Origin of the sequence: Bradyrhizobium sp. HKCCYLR20261 (genome assembly GCF_051168435.1) — a bacterium.
Lineage (GTDB): Bacteria > Pseudomonadota > Alphaproteobacteria > Rhizobiales > Xanthobacteraceae > Bradyrhizobium.
Genome location: NZ_JBNPUZ010000024.1, coordinates 39791 through 58087 on the forward strand (window position 1 = coordinate 39791; position 18297 = coordinate 58087).

Below are 18297 nucleotides of genomic sequence, written 5' to 3' on the forward strand. Positions count from 1 at the left end.
CGCTGACCGCGACCGACTTGCTATGGACTTGATGAGCCGTGCTCCCTCCTCGCCTGAGATCGTTCCCTCCCCCCTTGTGGGGGAGGGCTAGGGCGGGGGGTCGCCACACCCACTGTCCTCTCGGCTACCCCCCTCCCCAACCCTCCCCCACAAGGGGGGAGGGAGCCTGACGAGCTTGCCCTCCTGACAGCAACGACTCATCCCCGCGGCGGCGACTCGGAGCGCGCCGTGCTCGTGCTTTGATGCGCAATCCCGATCGCCCTCGCCTGCCCTGAATCTTCCCATCGAGCCGCTGCGTGACACGGCTCACTGAGCGATCGCTCGGGGTCTGCGACAAAGCGGCCGTCACCCACGGTGAGGTGACTAACCGAGGGAGCAGAACAATGGGTCTCTTTGATGCAATCGGACATGCGGTCGGATCGGTGGTGAAGGATGTCGGCCATGCCGTCGGCAGCGCCGCTTCGAGCGTGGTGCATACGGTCGAGCATGCGGCCAGCGATGTCGGGCACGCCGTGGGGCATGTCGTCAGCGGCGCCGCGCATGAGGTCGGGCATCTCGGCGGCTCGGTCATTCACACCATCGGCAAGGTCACGCATACGGTCGGCGATGTCGCCAACAGCGTGGCGCACACCGTGGGTCACGTCGTTGGTGACGTCGGGCACGTCGTGGGCGATGTCGCGCACGGCATCGGTCACCTCGGCGGCGAGGCCATCCACACCATTGGCGGCGTCGTCAACGCGGTCGGACATGCCGGCGCGGCGGTCGGCGGCAGCATCATTCATGGCGTTCAGGACGTCGTCTCGACCGCGGGCCATGTCGCCGGCGACATCGCCAACACCGGCGCTCACGTGGTCGGCGACGTCGCCTCCGGCCTCAACCACCTCGTCCACGGCGATCTCGGCGGCGTCGCCCACGACATCGGGCATATGGGCAGCGATATCGTCAACGGCGGCGTGAAGGTCGGCGGCGATCTGGCGCATGGCGTGATCGCCACGGTGGGCGATGCCGTCCATGGCGCGGTCGGCCTCGGGCAGGCCGGGCTGGAAGCGGCCGGTGCGATCGGTCACGGCGCGCTCGGCATGGCCGGCACGATCGCGGACACCGCCGCGCATGTCGGCGCCGACGGCATCCATCTGGCCGGCGACGTGGTGAAGGGCGGGCTCGACGTCGGCGCCTCGCTGGGCCACGGCGCGCTCGGTGTGATCACCGATGCGGTGTCGAACGCAGGCCACCTGGTGGGCGGGCCGCTCGGCCATGTCATCTCCGACGTGGCGCACGCCGCCGATACGCTCGGCTCGGGCGTCACCAACGGCATCAACCATGCGGTCAGCGCCGGTGTGTCGGGCCTGACCGAGGTCGCCAGCGACCTGACGCATGCGGTCGGCCACCAGGCCAGCACGATAGGCCACGACCTCGGCGCGCTCGCCAGCGATCTCAGCCACGGCAATGCCGGCGCGGCGCTCGGCGATCTGTTCAAGCTCGCCGGTGACCTGCTCGGCGGCGGCCACGAGGGCAGCCACGGTCATCAGGGCGGCTTCTGGGACCAGATCGCGCAGGCGATCCACCAAGCCAGCGACAACGGCCATGACGGACATGGCACGGGTCTGGGCTTTGGTGGTCCGCTGCATGGCGACGGCTCGTCGCACCACCCTGTTATCGCCGACGTGTCCGGCGACCATGGCCTCGATCACCACAGCGGCAACACCGGCATCGTCCCGCCGCATGTCGACATGGGCCACGCCGGCGGCGCGCATGACGCTCCGCACCACGACTTCAGCCACGTCTTCCAGATGCCGGAAGCGCATCACTTCACGCTGCACGGCTGAGACAGCAACCCCATCGTCTCTGATCGACATCCGCCGCGCAGGTCGTCTGCGCGGCGGCTTGTTTGTGATGTCGACGAACCTGCTGCCAGCGAGTAGACATCACGAAACAACCTTTGAGTGATGTTCCACACGGAGTTCATCCCCCGTTCATGAGACAACACCGCCACGCTCACACAAACCGAGGAGGATGAGATGGGCTGGTGGGATGACATTGAAGACTTTGTAGAAGACACAGTCGATGATGCGGTCGATACCGTCGAAGATGTTGTCGACGCGGTGGAAGACGCGGTCGGCGGTGCGGCCGGCGGCTTCCGGGATATCGCCGAGCACTTTGCGGACTTAGTTGGCGACGTTGTCGATACCGCAGCCGCAGCGGCAGCAGCGATCGCAGAAGCCATCGAGCATGCTGCGGTGAAGACGGTCGAGCTCGGCGTGCACGAATTCCAGTCGGTGGCCGGCGGCCTGGTCCATGCGGCGGTCGACGCCGGCGAGAGCATCGCCGAAAGCGCCGAGGATGCGTTCAACACCGTGACGCATGGCGCAGGCCAGCTGGCCGCGGAAGCGCTGCATGGCGCCGACGAGGTGATCGGCGCCATCGGCGAAGGTGCCGGCGCGCTCGGCCACGGTGTCGTGGATGCCGCAACCGATGCCGGCCGTGCCGCCGGCAACATTGCCGGCGACCTGCTGGACACTGGCGGCAAGCTGGGCGGCGATCTCGCAAACGGTCTGTCGCATCTCGCCGAGGGTGATATCGGTGGCGCGCTGGAAGACGCCAAGGACTTCGGCCGCGATCTCGCAGCGGGTGCCGGCGACGTCGCCGGCCACGCGGCCCAGGGCGCGGCCGACATCGGCCAGGATCTCGGCCATGCCGCCGCCGGTATCGCGCATGCCGTCGTCGACGGTGCCAGCGGCCTGGGTTCCGCGGCCCTGGACATGGCGGGCACCGCGGCCGGCATCGCCGGCGAACTCGCGCAGGACTACGAGCATGCGATGGGCGCGCTCGCCAAAGGCGCCGTCGAGGCGGTGGTCGCGATCGCGGCCGGCGAGACCGACCTCGTGGCCGGTGCCGTCCAGATCGGCGCGGAGGCCGTGGGCGGACCGGTCGGCGACTTCTACGGCGATCTCGCGCATGGCTATGGCGAGGCGGCCAAGGACACGCTCCACCATGTCGGTGGCGCGATCGAGGACGGCGTCGGCAAGCTCACCGATGCCGGCGGCGAGCTCAGCCATGCCGTTGGTTCGGGCGCCGACCAGCTGTCGCATGATGCCGGACGGGTGGCCGACGATCTCGGCCGCGGCGATATCGACGCGGCGCTGCACGACGTCGGCCGGCTCGGCAGCGACGCCGCCGACGCCGCGACCGAGGTGCTCGAAGCGCAGAAGCATGGCGCCGAGGCGCTGGCCGATGCCAGCGCCGACGTTGCAACCGTGCTCCATGGCCTCGACGAAGCCGTCGAGCGCGCCGGCAGCGCGTTCGTCGACACCGTGGGCCGCCAGATCGGCGGCGACGTCGGCGCGGCGATCAGTGACGTCGGCCATGCGATGCTCGACGGCACCGACGTGATGGACGATCTCGCCAAGGGCGACCTCGCGGGCGCGGCCAGCAGCGCGGCCGATGGCCTGGGCAAGGCGGCAGGCAACTGGCTGGAGCACCAGCTCGACGACATCGGCAGCTCCATCGCCGACCGGGCCGGCAATGCACTGAGCGATCTGCTCGGCGCGGGCGGCAAGGCCGGCGATGCGGCATCCCCCGTGCAGCCGGGCGAGACCGGCGGTCATGGCGCGGGCGGCTTCTGGGAGACCGCAGCGGCGGGCCTCGATCTGCCGGCGCCGTCACTCACGCCGGAGCCTCACGACAGCGCCATCCTGCTGCCGGAGGAGTCCTCGGTCGCGAGCTGGGATCCGCCGGACCTCGTTGCCGACGACGGCATCGTCCCGTCAGGCGGGGCGCATCACGACGAGGCCCCGGTGTTCGACCTGACGCATGTGCTGGCCACCCAGACCAGCGACGCGCATCTCGTCGGGCTGCACGGCTGAGACGCTCAGCGCAATTGCGCCGGCTGGCTGATCGCCGCCGGCGCGATTGCGGCCTGGGCGCGAGCCTGCGGCGCGGGACCGTTCATCGCCGACAGCGCGCACAGCGCCAGCGAGCCCCAGACCGCGGCGCTGAAATACAGCGACATCCAGGCGATCTCTTCCTTCCAGTGCTCGAACTCGTGGGTGACGGTCCACTGCGTGGCGGAATCGCGCAAGCCCACCAGCGGATGCAGCAGCGGCTTGCCGGCGGCGCGCTCGATGCGCCAGCGCTTCACATACATCGGCACGTCGACCACGACCAGGAAGGCGAGATAGCAGGCGATGCCGACGAGGCCAGCGATCAGGAGCCCGCGCACCAGGCCGTCGAACTCCGGCAACAGCCGGCCGAGCCCGATGCCCACCAACAGGAAGGCCACCGCCCACAGCGAGTTCTCGATCGCGTTGTAGAGGAAGTTCTTGGTGACGACGGCGTACCAGGAGCAGATCTCGGCGACGACGATGATCGGCACGATCAGGCGCGCCATGTTGACCGCGGTGTCGGCGTCGGCAATGGCGCCGAGCTGCGCCAGGATGATCGCCCATTGCGCCGCGAAGGCGATCTCGGCGATGGTCGCCACGGTGCGGCCGACGAACACGCTCGACAGCCAGCTGTCCACCAGGCAGATGCGCTGCACGTCGGCGCGCGGCAGCACCGAGCGGAAGGCGCAGCCGAACACATAGGCCGCCGACAGCGCCAGCATCGCGCTGGTGTCGGAGGACTGGGCGAGCGTGCCGCTGCCGCCGCCGAGCTGGCGATACAGGATGAACCAGAACGCGATATTGGCGAGGCTGACCAGCGTCAGCATCGCCCACCACAGGGCGACGGGGTTCGACAGGGCTCGCGACTGCGCACGCATCCGGCACTCCAATTTTCATGTGACTGACATCGGATCGTATTAATTCCGTCATGGAGCGGCAACCCGCGCCGAGCCCGGGGCGTGACAAAAGCGCGTGTGACCGGAGCGGCTGCGGCTGAGGGTGGCGCGGCAACGGGACGGAGGGTTGGGGCCCGCTCGGGCCTCATGGTTCGAGACGCGCCGCACGCTGGCTCCTTTGAAAACAGCTGACTGACGGGCGCGGCGCTCCTCACCATGAGGCTCTGGCATCCGAGCGGGTCCTGCACACCGGAAATGAGCGGGTCGCTTACGGAGAGAGGGACGAATGCCCGCGCGACGGTGTCGGTGCGCTCACTCTCCCCGTTCTTCACGGGGGCGCGACGAGCTTCGCTCGCGCTGGGAGGGTTGGGGTGAGGGGCGGCCGCACGCACCGGCCGTGCGGAGAGCACACCCGGATTGCATCTGGCGATGCAATCCGGCCTCTGCCCGCGTGCGGGGAGAGGCTCGCGCCTCAGGGAACTTCCGCTCTTCCCCGCAGTTCATGACGCGACTGCGGCGTCCTGCCGCGCTTCGTCCTCATCAGCCTGGAGCCGCGCATGGCCGCCGCCCGCGAGCTGCAGCGCGCGCCGCTGCTGACCTTCACTGCCATCATTGTCGGACTGATGGGCCTGGCGCTGCTCGCCGGCGGTCTCTGGCTCGCCGCGATCGGCGGCTCGCTGTACTACGTCATTGCGGGGGCAGCCCTGCTTGGCACGGCGTGGCTCCTGTGGCAGCGGCGCGCCGCGGCCTTGTGGCTGTATGCGGCGCTGCTGCTGGGCACGATGATCTGGGCGATCTGGGAGGTCGGGCTGGACTTCTGGTCGCTGGCGCCGCGCGGGGACGTGCTGGCGCCGCTCGGCGTCTGGCTGCTGCTGCCGTTCATCACCGCGCATTTGGTCGGCGACATGCGCTCCGCGCGCTGGGGCCTCGTGGCCGTGCTCGCGGTCGCCATCGTCGTGCTCGGTGCGTCGCTCCGCGGCGACCGCTTCGGCGTCACTGGCGCGCTGACGCAGGCGGCGGCAGCGACGGCCGGCACCGATACCGCACCAGCCGAGGCCCAAGCTGATTGGACCGCGTATGGCGCCAGCAATTTCGGCACGCGCTTCTCCGGCCTGAAGCAGGTCACGCCTGATAACGTGAAGAACCTGCAGCTTGCCTGGGAATTCCGGACCGGCGACCGCAAGGGCCCCGACGATCCCGACGAGTTCACCAACGAGGTGACGCCGCTGAAGATCGGCGATTTGCTCTACACCTGCTCGCCGCACCAGATCGTGTTCGCGCTCGATGCGGCCAGCGGAAAACTCCGATGGAAATTCGATCCGCAGATCGAGCACCACAAGAACTTCCAGCACATGACCTGCCGCGGCGTGGCGTATCACGAGACCAAGCAAGGCGCGGTCGACAGCGCAGGCGCCGCGGCGCCGGCCGAATGCACGAGGCGCATCTTTCTGCCGACCAATGACGGCCGGCTGTTCGCGCTCGACGCCGACAGCGGCAAGCCGTGCGACGGCTTTGGCGATCACGGCCAGATCGACCTCAAGGCCGGCCACGAGATCAAGACGCTCGGCTTCTACGAGGGCACCTCGCCGCCGGTGGTCACCGACAAGGTGCTGATCATGGCTGGTGCGGTGATCGACAACTACTCCAACAAGGTGCCGTCAGGCGCGATCCGCGGCTTCGACGTCTACTCGGGGAAGCTGTTGTGGGCGTTCGATCCCGGCAATCCCGATCCGAACGAGATGCCGTCGGCGACGCATCATTTCACGCCGGGCTCGCCGAACGGCTGGAGCGTCGGCGCGGCCGACGAGGCGCTTGGCCTCGTCTACATCCCGCTCGGCTCGAGCTCGCCGGACATCTGGGGCGGCAACCGCTCGGCCGACAATGAGCGCTATGATTCCGCTGTTGTCGCGCTCGACATCGCCACGGGAAAACTGCGCTGGTCGTTCCAGAACGTGCATCACGATCTCTGGGACATGGACATGCCGTCGCAGCCGAGCCTGGTCGACATGCCCGGCGAGGACGGCGTGGTGCCGGCGATCTACGTGCCGGCCAAGACCGGCAACATCTTCGTGCTCGACCGCCGCGATGGTCATTTGCTTGTCCCGGCGCCGGAGAAGCCGGTGCCGCAAGGCGCCGCGCCCGGCGATCATCTGTCGCCGACCCAGCCGTTCTCCGAGCTCAGCTTCCGGCCGCGCAAAGACCTCACCGGCGCGCAGATGTGGGGCGCGACGATGTTCGATCAGCTCGCCTGCCGCATCAAGTTCAAGCGGCTGCGCTATGAGGGCCCGTTCACGCCGCCCTCCGAGCAGGGCACGCTGGTCTATCCTGGCGATTTCGGCATGTTCGAATGGGGCGGCATCGCGATTGATCCTGTGCGCAAGATCGCGATCGCCAATCCGCAGTCGATCCCGTTCGTGTCCAGGCTGGTGCCGCGCGGCAAGGACAATCCGGCAGAGCCCAACGCGGAACATCCGCCGGGCACCGAGTTCGGCGTACAGCCGATGTACGGCACGCCCTATGGTGTCGACCTCGGCATCTTCCTGTCGCCGCTCGGCATCCCCTGCATGGCGCCGCCCTGGGGCAGCCTCGCCGCCATCGATCTCACGACCAACCAGATCGTCTGGCAGCATCGCGTCGGTACCATTCGCGACCAGTCACCGGTGCCGCTGCCGTTCAAGATGGGCGTGCCGATGCTCGGCGGCCCGATGGTAACGGCCGGCGGCGTCGCGTTCCTCACCGGCACGATGGACGACTACATCCGCGCCTTCGATGTCAAGGACGGCCGGCTGCTGTGGCAGGACCGGCTGCCGGCCGGCGGACAGTCGACGCCGATGACCTACGAGGCAGGCGGCAGACAGTACATCGTCACGGTCGACGGCGGCCATGGCTCGTTCGGGACCAAGCTGGGCGACTACGTCCGCGCCTATGCGCTGCCGGGCAACGTCGCGAGCAAGTAGTTCGCCGGTTCCAGCTCTGCGCAGAATGCGGTGAACTGTTGGACATTTGCTCACGATGTCCGGGGTTCCCCGGAGGAACTCCAACTGCGAAGCGCGCGCCTTAATCGTCGGCTTCCGAACCTCGTGCATGAGTCAGCGCGGGCCCAGATTTCCTGCCCGCATTGACGCTTTGCTAACCGCGATTCCCGTGCGCCAAAACGCGGCGCGCCCTGGTTCGTAGCTGGCCTGCGTAAGGGTTCATTGCCGATGTTGACGATCCTGTCCTGCCTGCCTGCCGACCACGATCTGCGCTACGTCACCGCCGCGCTGCTGGTGTGCGTGCTCGGCTCCATCCTCTCGATGCGCCTGCTCGCGCGCGTCCGGCGCAACACGGGTCTGCGCCGGCTGCACCTGCTGTTCCTGGCCGGGTTGGTCGCCGGCGGCACGGTGTGGACGACGCATTTCGCCGCCATCCTCGGCTATGAGGCAACGGGCAATCGCTCGTTCGAAGCGGGCCTGACCTTCGCCTCGCTCGGCCTTGCCATCGTGTTTTCCTGGCTCGGCTTCTTCATCACCACGCGCACCCAGCACGGGCCGCTGATCGAGATCGGCGGCGCGGTGTTCGGCTTCGGCATCGCCGCGATGCACTACACCGGGATGAGCGCGCTCAATCTCGAAGGCATCAGGACCTGGCATGCGCCGGCGATCTGGCTCTCGCTGGTCCTGGCGATGGGGTTCGGCGCCGTTGCCGCCAACCGGATCGCGCGCCCCGTGACGCGGTTCTGCAAATATGGCGGCTCGCTCGCCATGGTGATCGCGATTCTCAGCCTGCATTTCACCGGCATGGCGGCGCTGACCTTGGCGCCCATGGCGGGAGCTGACGCGCCGGCGCAGGCACTGTCCGACAGCGTGATGCTGATCAGCATCGTCACCGGCATCGGCCTGATCATGGCGATGGCAGCGTCGGCCTACATGATCGACATGCAGGCGGCGCAGGAGGCGGTCGAAGGCTATCGGCAGCTGGCCTTGCAGGATCCGCTGACCGGCCTGCCCAACCGCAACGGCCTGGGACAGCGGCTGGCTCCGCTGTTGACCAATGGCGACGAGACCGCGCATCTGGTCGTGCTCGCGATCGATCTCGACCGCTTCAAGGACATCAACGACGCGCATGGCCACGCCGCTGGCGATGCGGTGCTGACGACGATCGCCCAGCGCATCGCGGCGACCTTGCAGCCCGGCGAATTCCTCGCACGGATCGGCGGCGACGAGTTCGTCGCCGTCAAGAGCGAGATCTTCGCGCGCGCCGAGGCCGCCAGATTCGCCGAGCGCATGCGCGCGCTGGTGCTGACGCCGGTCGAGTGGGAGGAGCGCAGCCTCTCGGTCGGCTGCAGCATCGGCATCGCGCTGCATCCCGACCACGGCCTCAGCTCGGACGAATTGCTCACCCGCGCGGATCTGGCGATGTATCGCGCCAAAGGCCTGGGACAAGGCAAGATCTGCACCTACGAACCGTCGATGGACGAGGCCAGCCGGCGCCGCGCCGAGCTCGCGATCGATCTGAAGCGCGCGCTGGTGCGCAACGAGTTCGAGCTGCACTACCAGGTTCAGAACGACACGCAGAGCGGCGAGATCATCGGCTTCGAGGCGCTGCTGCGCTGGAATCACCCAGTGAAGGGCCGCGTGCCGCCGAACGATTTCATTCCGATGGCGGAGCAGACCGGGCTGATCGTCGACATCGGCGACTGGGTGCTGCGCACCGCCTGCGCCACCGCGGCGGGCTGGAGCCAGCCGTTCAAGGTCGCCGTCAACGTCGCGCCGATGCAGCTCAACCACGACCTGCCGAAGCGCGTCGCCGAGGTGCTGCGCCAGACGGGCCTGGCTCCGGAGCGACTCGAGATCGAGCTGACGGAAACCGGCATCATCGCCGACCGCCAGCACGCGCTGCAGGTGATGCAGGCGCTGAAGGGGATCGGCGTCACCGTCGCGATGGACGATTTCGGCACCGGCTATTCATCGCTGTCGACCCTGCAGGTGTTTCCGTTCGACAAGATCAAGGTCGACAAGAGCTTCATCCAGTCGGTCGAGACCAGCGTGCATGCGGCGGCGATCGTCAAGGCGACCTTGCTGCTGGGGCGCAGCCTGAACATCCCCGTGCTGGCCGAGGGCGTCGAGACCGAGCAGCACCTCGCCTTCCTGCGCGAGGAAGGCTGCACCAGCGTGCAGGGATTCCTGTTCGGCAAGCCGATGCCGCAGGAGGCGATCAGCAAGATGATCCGGGAGGTGGAGGTCGCGCCGTCCCTCATCGCGGAAGCGCCGGCCAAGAGCGCCGCGGCGGCCTGAGCAGGTGCCACCCTCCCCTGGAGGGCAGGGCTATCACATGTGAAGATGCGGGGCTTCCCTGACGAGCGATCCTGCCGATCAGTTACTCCCTCATGCCCGGGCTTGTCCCGGGCATCCACGTCGTTCTCAGCATGTCGGCCGACGTGGATGGCCGGGACAAGCCCGGCCATGACGACGTGGAAGGAGCGGAACGTCTCGCGAGGCGCCTACCCGGCATCGCTCAAAACGTACGGATGATCCTGAAATCCAGGCCGTCGGCGGCGGCGAGGTGCATGGCCATGCTGGCGCGGCCGTGACGGAGGGTGACATCGCCGCGGGGGCCGGAATAGACCATGTTGCGGCCGGCGGCGGCGAGCGGGTGCAGGGACAATGAGCCGGCGCGCTCCGCGGCGGCTTTCAGGAAGCGCAGACCTTCGTAGTTGGACTGGCCGACGGAGCCGACCGGCGGCGCCTCGACGCCGAACATCGCAGTGTAACCGCCCAGGAAGTCGTCATTGGCTCTGGAGCCGATGCAATTGAAATAGCCGGAGGCGGAGTAGAGATTCTCGGTGTTGTCGGCGCCGATGCCGAGCAGCACGGTTTCGTCGACGGCCCCGGCGAGACGCAAGGTGGTCGCGGCGAGGCCGGATTCGCCGAACGCCCGGTTGAAGGTGATGCTGTCGGTGCCGATCAGCGAGATCAGCACGACGTCGGGCTTGGCGGCGCGGATGCGCGCCAGATGCGCCTCGTGATCGTCCTCACCGACGGGAACGAATTCCTCGCCGACGACATGGCCGCCGGCCTCGGTGATGTAGGTCTTGGTGGAGCGGTGCGACTGCCACGGCCAGACATAGTCGCTGCCGATCAGGTACCAGCGCTTGGCGCCCTTGTTCTCGGCCAGCCAATGAATGGCGGGACGGGTCTGGCTGTGCGGCGTCTCGCCGATCGCCATCACGCCCGGCGTCCGCTCGCCGCCTTCATAGACCGGCGTATAGACGTAAGGGATCCGGCCGCGCGTCAGACGGCGCAGCGCCAACCGGACCGCGCTGATATGCGAGCCCATCACGACGTCGATGTCGTCGAACTCAAGCGCGTCCCTGGCGCACGCAACCACCTCCTCGACCGGGCCGCCGGAATCGTAGAACGACAATTCGATCTCGCGGCCGAGGATGCCGCCACGGCGGTTGATCTCGGAGACCGCCAGCAGCGCGCTGTTGGTGGCCGCCGGCCCCCATATTCCCGGCGAGCCGGAGAAGGTGATGAAATTGCCGATGCGCAGCCTGTTGTGGCGGCCCCGCCGCGCGAACCGATCGGGATCGAAGGGGGCCAGCGACGGCAGGCCGACCCGCTTGGGCGGGCTCCTGAACAGCAGGGACGGCGGCGGGCTGCAGCGCCCGGCCGTGACAGGTCCTGTCGAGAGCACACCCACTCCTTGGCCGCGACCCTGGTTGGCCCAGTGTGGGCCGGCGGTCATACGCCGTCAAAATCAGCACGCGTTCGGCAAATATCCTATTCGAAAATGTTGAATGTTCAAGAATTGGGATGCATATAGATCGGGCAGCAACTGCCGGACAATCATTCAATTCAGGACCCCTGAGCGAAATTTACCGTGGCCAAATCGCCCCCTTCCAACACCCCCCTCACCGAACATCTCGCCTACCTGCTCGCGCAAGCCAACCGGGAGATCAACCGGCAGTTGGAGACGCGCCTGAGCACGGAGGGCGTGCCCGTCGAGCAGTGGCGCATCCTCAAGGTGCTGTCGGACGGCGAGGGCCATTCGATGGGGGATCTCGCCGAGGCGGTGCTGCTGAACCATCCGACCCTGACCAAGATGATCGACCGCATGGTGTCGGACTCGCTGGTCTACCGCCGCCAGGACGCGAACGACCGCCGCAAGGTGCTGATGTTCATCAGCGACCGCGGCAAGGCGCTGTGCAAGCGGCTGAACTCGCTGGCCGCCAGCCAGGAGGCGCACATCCTGGAGAACTACGGCGACAAGGCGACCGGCGAGCTGAAGCGGCTGCTGGAGAATTTGATCGACGCGGCGAGTTGAGCATTGTCTTGCTGCGACGCTGCGGACATTCAGTCCCGAGCTCTACCCTCCCGTCATTGCGAGCGCAGCGAAGCAATCCAGGATGGTGGGCGGGACCTTGGATTGCTTCGCTACGCTCGCAATGACGCGGAAGCTGCGGGGGCATAGGGCGAAGGCGCGCCCGCGGCGGCCTCTGCCCACGCTTGTTCTCTCCGTCATTCCGGGGCATTCGCGCGCAAAATGGCGGTAGACCATTTTGAAGCAGCGCGAATGAGCCCGGAATCCATACGCACAGGCGGATATGAGGCACGAGATGGCTGTGGGAGCAGTCTTCGTCACACATCCGCTCGTGGCTATGGATTCCGGGCTCATCCGCGCTTACGCGCGGCTGCCCCGGAATGACGGCAGAGTTTTTGTTGGAGCGCGCGTAGCTCCTCGAAGCTTTGGACACGGCAAGCGCGTTGGACTGCGTCGCGTTGCAGCGCAGCGTCGCTGCGACAAAACTCCCGGCATCCCCGATCACGCCGAGATAGACGCAAGACGAATCCTCCCCCATCCTGTCCTCTCGCGATCGCGACGAACGGGCCACAGAGCCCGCGCGCAATCACCGGCCCCGAGCCGGATGAGGACACACAGGGAGGACAGGCCATGACGGGCATTCATCTGCTCGATCGCGCCATCGGCGGCGAGTATCCGACATTTGCCAGCACGGCTGACATCCGCGCCTTCGAGCAGACGCCGTACAGCGAACGGATCGCTGCTCAGAGCACGTACGAGGCGCTGAAATGCGGCGCGTCGGCCAACCCGGACGCGCCGGCGATCCAGTTTCTGGCAAATGCCGATCCCGCCGATACGCCGGTCGTGATCACCTATCGCGACTTGATCGCGAAGGTGACGCAGGCGGCGAACATGTTTCACGCCCTCGGCGTCGGTCCCGACGATGTCGTCAGCTTCATGCTGCCTCTGGTGCCCGAAGCCTTCATCACGCTGTTCGGCGCGGAGGCCGCAGGCATCGCCAACCCGGTCAACCCGCTGCTCGAGCCGCACCAGATCGCCGAGATTCTCGATGCCGCCAAGACCAAGGTGCTGGTGGCGCTCGGCCCCCTGCCCGGCACCGACATCTGGCAGAAGGTCGAGAAGGTCCGCGGCGGCCTGAAACACCTCAAGGCGATCGTGCAGGTTCATGGCGGCGGCGGCGATCCGGCCGCCGGCATCCACGCCTGGGGCGACCTGATCAAGCCGCAGCCGGGCGATCACCTCGTCAGCGGCCGGCAGATCAAATCCAGCGACACCGCGGCCTATTTCCACACCGGCGGCACCACGGGCACGCCCAAGCTGGTGCGGCACAGCCATGGCAATCAGGTCTACCAGGCCTGGGCGATCAACCTGATCCTGAAGGCCAAGTCCGGCGGCACCTTGCTGTTCGGCATGCCGCTGTTTCATGTCGGCGGCTCGTTGACGCAGGCGCTGCAGACGTTCTCCGCAGGCGGCAGCCTTGTCGTGCTCTCCGGTGCCGGCTGGCGCAATCCGAACGCGGTGCGCAACATCTGGGGACTGGTCGAGAAGTACAAGCCGGAGACGCTGTCGAGCGTGCCCACGGTGCTGGCGGCAACGCTCGCGGTGCCGCAAGGCAACGCCGACATTTCCAGCCTGCGCTATGCCGCCGGCGGCGGATCGGCAATTCCGGTCGCCGTCGGCCAGGCGATCATGGACAGGCTGAAGCTGCCGGTGATCGAGGTCTACGGCATGACCGAGACGTCGAGCGTGCACACCATGGCCTATGCGGACCAGCCGATCCGGCTCGGGTCGGTCGGCCTGCCCGTGCCCTATGCGAAGGTGCGCATCGTCAAGCTCGACGCCGAAGGACGCTACGAGCGCGACTGCGCCGTGGATGAGATCGGCGTCGTGATCATGGCCGGGCCCGGCGTGTTCTCCGGCTATCTCGACGACGCCCACAACAAGGGCGCGTTTGTTGATGGCCATTGGGTCAACTCGGGCGATCTCGGCCGGCTCGATGCCGACGGCTTCCTGTGGATCACCGGCCGGGCCAAGGACCTCGTCATCCGCGGCGGCCACAACATCGACCCGGCGCCGATCGAGGAGATCCTGTTTCAGCATCCCGCCGTCGGCTTTGCCGCCGTGGTCGGCCAGCCCGACGCCTATGCGGGCGAACTGCCGATCGGCTACGTGCAACTGAAGCCGGGCGCGAGCGTGCAACCGGGCGAGTTGGAGGACTGGGTCCGCGCCCGCACGCCGGAGCGCGCCGCGGTGCCGGTGCAGATCATCCCGATCGATCCGATGCCGGTGACCGGCGTCGGCAAGGTGTTCAAGCCGCAGTTGCGCTGGGACGCCGCGACGCGGGTGTTCACCAAGGTGCTGTCGCAGCTCACCGACCGCGGCATCGACTGCAGCGTCAAGGTCGGCGCTCATGGCAGTCACGGCAGCCTCGCCACGGTGACGCTCCGCAACGTGCCGGCGGAGCAACGCGAGGCGATCGAGAACGAGGTGCACACGTTGCTGGCGCCGTTCGTGATCCGGCATGAGGTGGTAACGGGGTGAGCTCATGCCGTCCGGCAGCAAGGTTCCCGTAATTTTACGGAATGTTGCTGCCGGACAACATACAGGACGACGATCAACTGCTACTACCTCAGCGCGAATGTGCTGAGGCGTTTGGAATGCTCAAGGTTCTGCTGGGTTCTGCGGCGATCGCTTTCTTCAGTGCTGCTGCGGCGGCGGCTGACCTCCCGATCACGGCGAAAGCGCCAACGCCGGTCAAATTCACCTGGAGTGGTTGCTATATCGGCGGTCATGTCGGAGGAGTCGTCAGTGACGACACGACGACCAACGATCTCGGCGTCGCCAGGGACTACAGCGGGGCCGGCGTTGTCGGCGGCGGCCAAATCGGTTGCGATTACCAGTTTGCGCCGGCCTGGGTGATCGGCGCCGAGGCTCGCGCCGCCTGGAGCAGCCTGCGAAGCAGCCATGGTGGTTCGGTCCGGAATCGGATCACCGGTGTGATCCGCCCATCGCAGTTCGTCACCACCAATGATTTTCTCGGCTCCGCAACGGCGCGGCTTGGTTACGTTTACGCCGAGCGCTGGCTGGTTTATGCGCGCGGCGGCGCCGCCTGGACGCGCGAGCGCAACGAGGATCCATTCATCCTCCCTGCGGGGATCGCCGTCGATCCGAGCACGACGTCGATGCGAAGCGGTTGGACCGCGGGCGCCGGCGTGGAGTGGGCTTTCGCCGCACACTGGTCCGCGACCGTCGAATATAACTACTACGATTTCGGCAAGAACGGCATCACGATGAGCAACGCGGCGCCGGTCGTCAACATCACCGGCTTCGAGGTCAAGGACCGTGTTCACGCCGCGACTCTCGGCGTCAACTATCGGTTCTGAGCCCCCTCCACTTTCAAGACGGCGAATTGTCAGCTTCTATCTCGGGCCGGCCGCAGCGGCGACCGGCTTGGCAACGCCCTTCTCGACAGCAACCTTGCGCAACAGATCCGGCCGGTCGGAGATGATGCCATCGACGCCGCTCTCGATGAGCCGGGCCATGTCCTCCGGTTTGTTGACGGTCCACACCACGACCTGAAGACCGAGCGCGTGGGCTTCACTGATCAGCTCCGGCGTGACGTCGGCAAAATAGGGCGACCAGACCTTGCCGCCGGCTGCGCGGATCGTTGATGGCAGCGAACCGCCGTGATCGGCGGGGTTGAAGCCGGCCGTCCAGCGCGTGGCCTCGGTCAGCGCGACCGTGGGTGCCTTGCCACGCTGCAGCGACAGATAGACCGTTGGAATCTGCGGCGCGCGTTGCTGCGCGAGTTGCAGGGTGCGCCAGTCGAACGACTGGATCATGATGCGGTCGGCGAAGTGCTCGGCAGCGATGACATCGAGCAGCAGACTGACGAAACGCTCGGGATCCGGCGCCTCATTGGGGAGCGCGGGATCGAGCTTGGTCTCGATGTTGAGCCGCACCTTGTCGTTGCCGGAGCCTCTGACGAGATCGATGACCTGCTTCAACGTCGGAATGCGGGGCGGTGGAGCCGCGCCGGTGAGCACCTGCTGCTCCGGAAACTGCTTGGCATAGTCGCTGCCGGGACGGATCTGTCCGACATCGTACGACTGCACCTCTGCGAGCGGCAGATCGATCAGCAGCGGCCCGGGCGGCGCCACGTAGTTGCCGGCGGCATCGCGGGCGAGATCGGGATTGAGCCGCCGCTCATGCGAGACCACCAGCACGCCGTCGCGGGTGACGCCGACGTCGAGCTCGAGCGTGTCGACGCCAAGCGCCAGCGCGGCCGCAAAGGCCTGCAGGGTGTTCTCAGGATGGAGCGCGCGCCCGCCGCGATGCGCCTCGATGTCGAACGCGAGGGCCGGGCTGGAGACGGCCGCGAGCAGGAGGGCGGCGCAGAGGAAGAGAGATCGATGTCGCATGGCACCAGCCTACCATGGGACCTCAGGTTGCCCATTCCCCTTGTTTCCGCTGGCCTTCTGAACTAGGCCTTTTTCCCATCGACCGGCGAGACAATGCCGGTCTTGGATCGAGGGGAGGCGATCCGCGCGCGCTGCAGTGCCGCGCCCGCACCCCCTTGGCCATTCTTCGAGCCTTGTTTCCGAGTTCACGTGCGACGGACCATGCCCAGGACCAGCCCCATGACCGATCTTCCTGTCCTCATCGCCGGCGGCGGCATTGGCGGCCTTGCGACCGCGCTGACCCTGCAGCAGATCGGCGTGCCCTGCATCGTCTATGAGAGCGTGCGCGAGATGCGACCGCTCGGGGTCGGCATCAATCTGCAGCCCAATGCGGTGCGCGAATTGTACGACCTCGGCATCGGCGCGGCTGATCTCGATGAGGTCGGCGTGCCGGCGAAGGAATGGGCGCTGGTCGGGCTGAACGGCAATGATATCTATTCCGAGCCGCGCGGGCTGCTCGCCGGCTACAACTGGCCGCAATATGCCGTGCATCGCGGCAAGCTGCACATGCTGCTGTACAGCCGGCTGGTGCAACGTGCGGGCGCCGCCACCGTGCGGCTCGGCAGCCGCGTGAGCGGCTACGAGAAGAACGCCGACGGCACGGTGACGGCGCGCATCGAGCACGCCGATGGCTCGCGCTCGGAGCAGCGCGGCCGGCTGCTGATCGGCGCCGACGGCATTCATTCGGCGGTGCGCGCGCAGATGCACCCGACGCAGCCGCCGATCCATTGGGGCGGCGCGGTGATGTGGCGCGGCGTGACCTGGGCGAAGCCGATGCGGACGGGCTCGTCCTTCGTCGGCCTCGGCACCCATCGTCATCGCGTCGTGGTCTACCCGATCTCGCATCCCGACCCGAAGACGGGGCTGGCGCTGATCAACTGGATCGCCGAGGTGACGATGGACAACACCGAGGGCTGGAAGCAGACCGGCTGGTTCCGGCAGGTGCCGACAGCCGAGTTCGCGCATCATTTCGCGGGCTGGACCTATGACTGGCTCGACGTCCCCGCGCTGATCGCCGGCGCCGACGGGGCCTATGAAAACCCGATGATCGACCGCGATCCGGTCTCGACCTGGGTCGACGGTCCGGTCGCGCTGATGGGCGACGCCGCGCATGCGATGTATCCGACCGGCAGCAACGGCGCGAGCCAGGCGATCGTCGACGCCCGCGTGCTCGGCACGTGCCTGCTGGCCCACGGCGTGACGCCGGCGGCGCTCGCCGCCTATGACGAGAAACTGTGCGGGCCGATTTCGGCGGTGATCCTGCGCAACCGCGGCGCCGGCCCGTTCGGCCTGCTCAACCTGGTCGACGAGCGCTGCGGCGGCACCTTCACTGATATCGATGACGTGGTGCCACCGGCCGAGCGCGACGCGTTCATGGCCAACTACAAGAAGGCCGCGGGCTTTGCGATCGAGCAGCTGAACACGGCGCCAAGGACGATTGCGGAGGGGGCGCAGGTCGACACGGCCAAGGCGGCCTGATCTACCCTCGATGTCGTCCCGGGCAAGCACATCGGCGCATCGCGCCGATGTGCGCCGACCCGGGACCCATACTCCGCGACAGAATTAGCAGGCACGCTGGAGCGACCAGCCTGCGTCACAACATCATCCTGTGGTTATGGATCCCGGCGTTCGCCGGGATGACAGCGGTGGTTTTGGCGCGCAGCTCGGCCAACAGCGTCATTGCGAGCGCAGCGAAGCAATCCAGAGTCGTTGGCGGGACTCTGGATTGCTTCGCTGACGCTCGCAATGACGATG

The 18297-nt window shown here is 67.3% G+C and carries 12 protein-coding genes; 8 read left to right on the top strand and 4 right to left on the bottom strand.

Annotation, left to right across the window (positions count from 1 at the left end; genetic code table 11):
* The first annotated feature begins 383 nt into the window (after positions 1-383).
* Positions 384-1826 (top strand): hypothetical protein, encoded by a 1443-nt coding sequence (locus tag ACQR1L_RS32560; RefSeq protein ID WP_434862002.1) that lies wholly within the window; start codon positions 384-386, stop codon positions 1824-1826.
* A gap of 147 nt (positions 1827-1973) precedes the next feature.
* Here ACQR1L_RS32560 and ACQR1L_RS32565 read toward each other — a convergent pair whose 3' ends face one another.
* On the bottom strand, positions 1974-2156 hold the full coding sequence (locus tag ACQR1L_RS32565; RefSeq protein WP_434862003.1) for a hypothetical protein: 183 nt from the start codon (positions 2154-2156) through the stop codon (positions 1974-1976).
* 81 nt (positions 2157-2237) lie between these two features.
* On the opposite strand from ACQR1L_RS32565, the gene ACQR1L_RS32570 reads away from it, so the two are divergent.
* Complete coding sequence (locus ACQR1L_RS32570) at positions 2238-3863, top strand: hypothetical protein (protein WP_434862004.1); 1626 nt, start codon at positions 2238-2240, stop codon at positions 3861-3863.
* A 5-nt stretch (positions 3864-3868) separates the two neighbouring features.
* Here ACQR1L_RS32570 and ACQR1L_RS32575 read toward each other — a convergent pair whose 3' ends face one another.
* Positions 3869-4759: a hypothetical protein gene (locus tag ACQR1L_RS32575; protein WP_434862005.1), complete on the bottom strand. Its 891-nt coding sequence runs from the start codon at positions 4757-4759 to the stop codon at positions 3869-3871.
* 575 nt (positions 4760-5334) lie between these two features.
* Here ACQR1L_RS32575 and ACQR1L_RS32580 point away from each other — a divergent pair.
* Both ACQR1L_RS32580 and ACQR1L_RS32585 read left to right on the top strand, forming a co-directional pair.
* Positions 5335-7734, top strand: coding sequence for a membrane-bound PQQ-dependent dehydrogenase, glucose/quinate/shikimate family (locus tag ACQR1L_RS32580; RefSeq protein WP_434862006.1), 2400 nt, complete (start codon positions 5335-5337; stop codon positions 7732-7734).
* Between the two features lie 246 nt (positions 7735-7980).
* On the top strand, positions 7981-10053 hold the full coding sequence (locus tag ACQR1L_RS32585; protein WP_434862007.1) for a putative bifunctional diguanylate cyclase/phosphodiesterase: 2073 nt from the start codon (positions 7981-7983) through the stop codon (positions 10051-10053).
* Between the two features lie 220 nt (positions 10054-10273).
* Here ACQR1L_RS32585 and ACQR1L_RS32590 read toward each other — a convergent pair whose 3' ends face one another.
* Positions 10274-11455 carry a substrate-binding domain-containing protein gene (locus ACQR1L_RS32590; protein WP_434862008.1) on the bottom strand — a complete coding sequence of 394 codons (1182 nt, stop codon included), beginning with the start codon at positions 11453-11455 and terminating at the stop codon, positions 10274-10276.
* 186 nt (positions 11456-11641) lie between these two features.
* Between ACQR1L_RS32590 and ACQR1L_RS32595 the strand changes: the two genes are divergently transcribed.
* The 3 genes from ACQR1L_RS32595 (at position 11642) to ACQR1L_RS32605 (ending at position 15465) form a co-directional block, all read left to right on the top strand.
* Positions 11642-12085 carry a MarR family winged helix-turn-helix transcriptional regulator gene (locus ACQR1L_RS32595; RefSeq protein ID WP_434862009.1) on the top strand — a complete coding sequence of 148 codons (444 nt, stop codon included), beginning with the start codon at positions 11642-11644 and terminating at the stop codon, positions 12083-12085.
* Between the two features lie 627 nt (positions 12086-12712).
* Positions 12713-14623: an acyl-CoA synthetase gene (locus ACQR1L_RS32600; protein WP_434862010.1), complete on the top strand. Its 1911-nt coding sequence runs from the start codon at positions 12713-12715 to the stop codon at positions 14621-14623.
* Between the two features lie 116 nt (positions 14624-14739).
* Positions 14740-15465, top strand: coding sequence for an outer membrane protein (locus ACQR1L_RS32605; protein WP_434862011.1), 726 nt, complete (start codon positions 14740-14742; stop codon positions 15463-15465).
* Positions 15466-15501: 36 nt separating this feature from the next.
* On the opposite strand, the gene ACQR1L_RS32610 is transcribed toward ACQR1L_RS32605, so the two are convergent.
* A complete protein-coding gene (locus ACQR1L_RS32610) occupies positions 15502-16503 on the bottom strand; it encodes a glycerophosphodiester phosphodiesterase (protein ID WP_434862012.1) in 1002 nt (333 codons plus the stop codon).
* A 219-nt stretch (positions 16504-16722) separates the two neighbouring features.
* Here ACQR1L_RS32610 and ACQR1L_RS32615 point away from each other — a divergent pair, with 219 nt between their 5' ends.
* Positions 16723-18021 (top strand): flavin-dependent oxidoreductase, encoded by a 1299-nt coding sequence (locus ACQR1L_RS32615; protein WP_434862013.1) that lies wholly within the window; start codon positions 16723-16725, stop codon positions 18019-18021.
* The last annotated feature ends 276 nt before the right edge of the window (positions 18022-18297 follow it).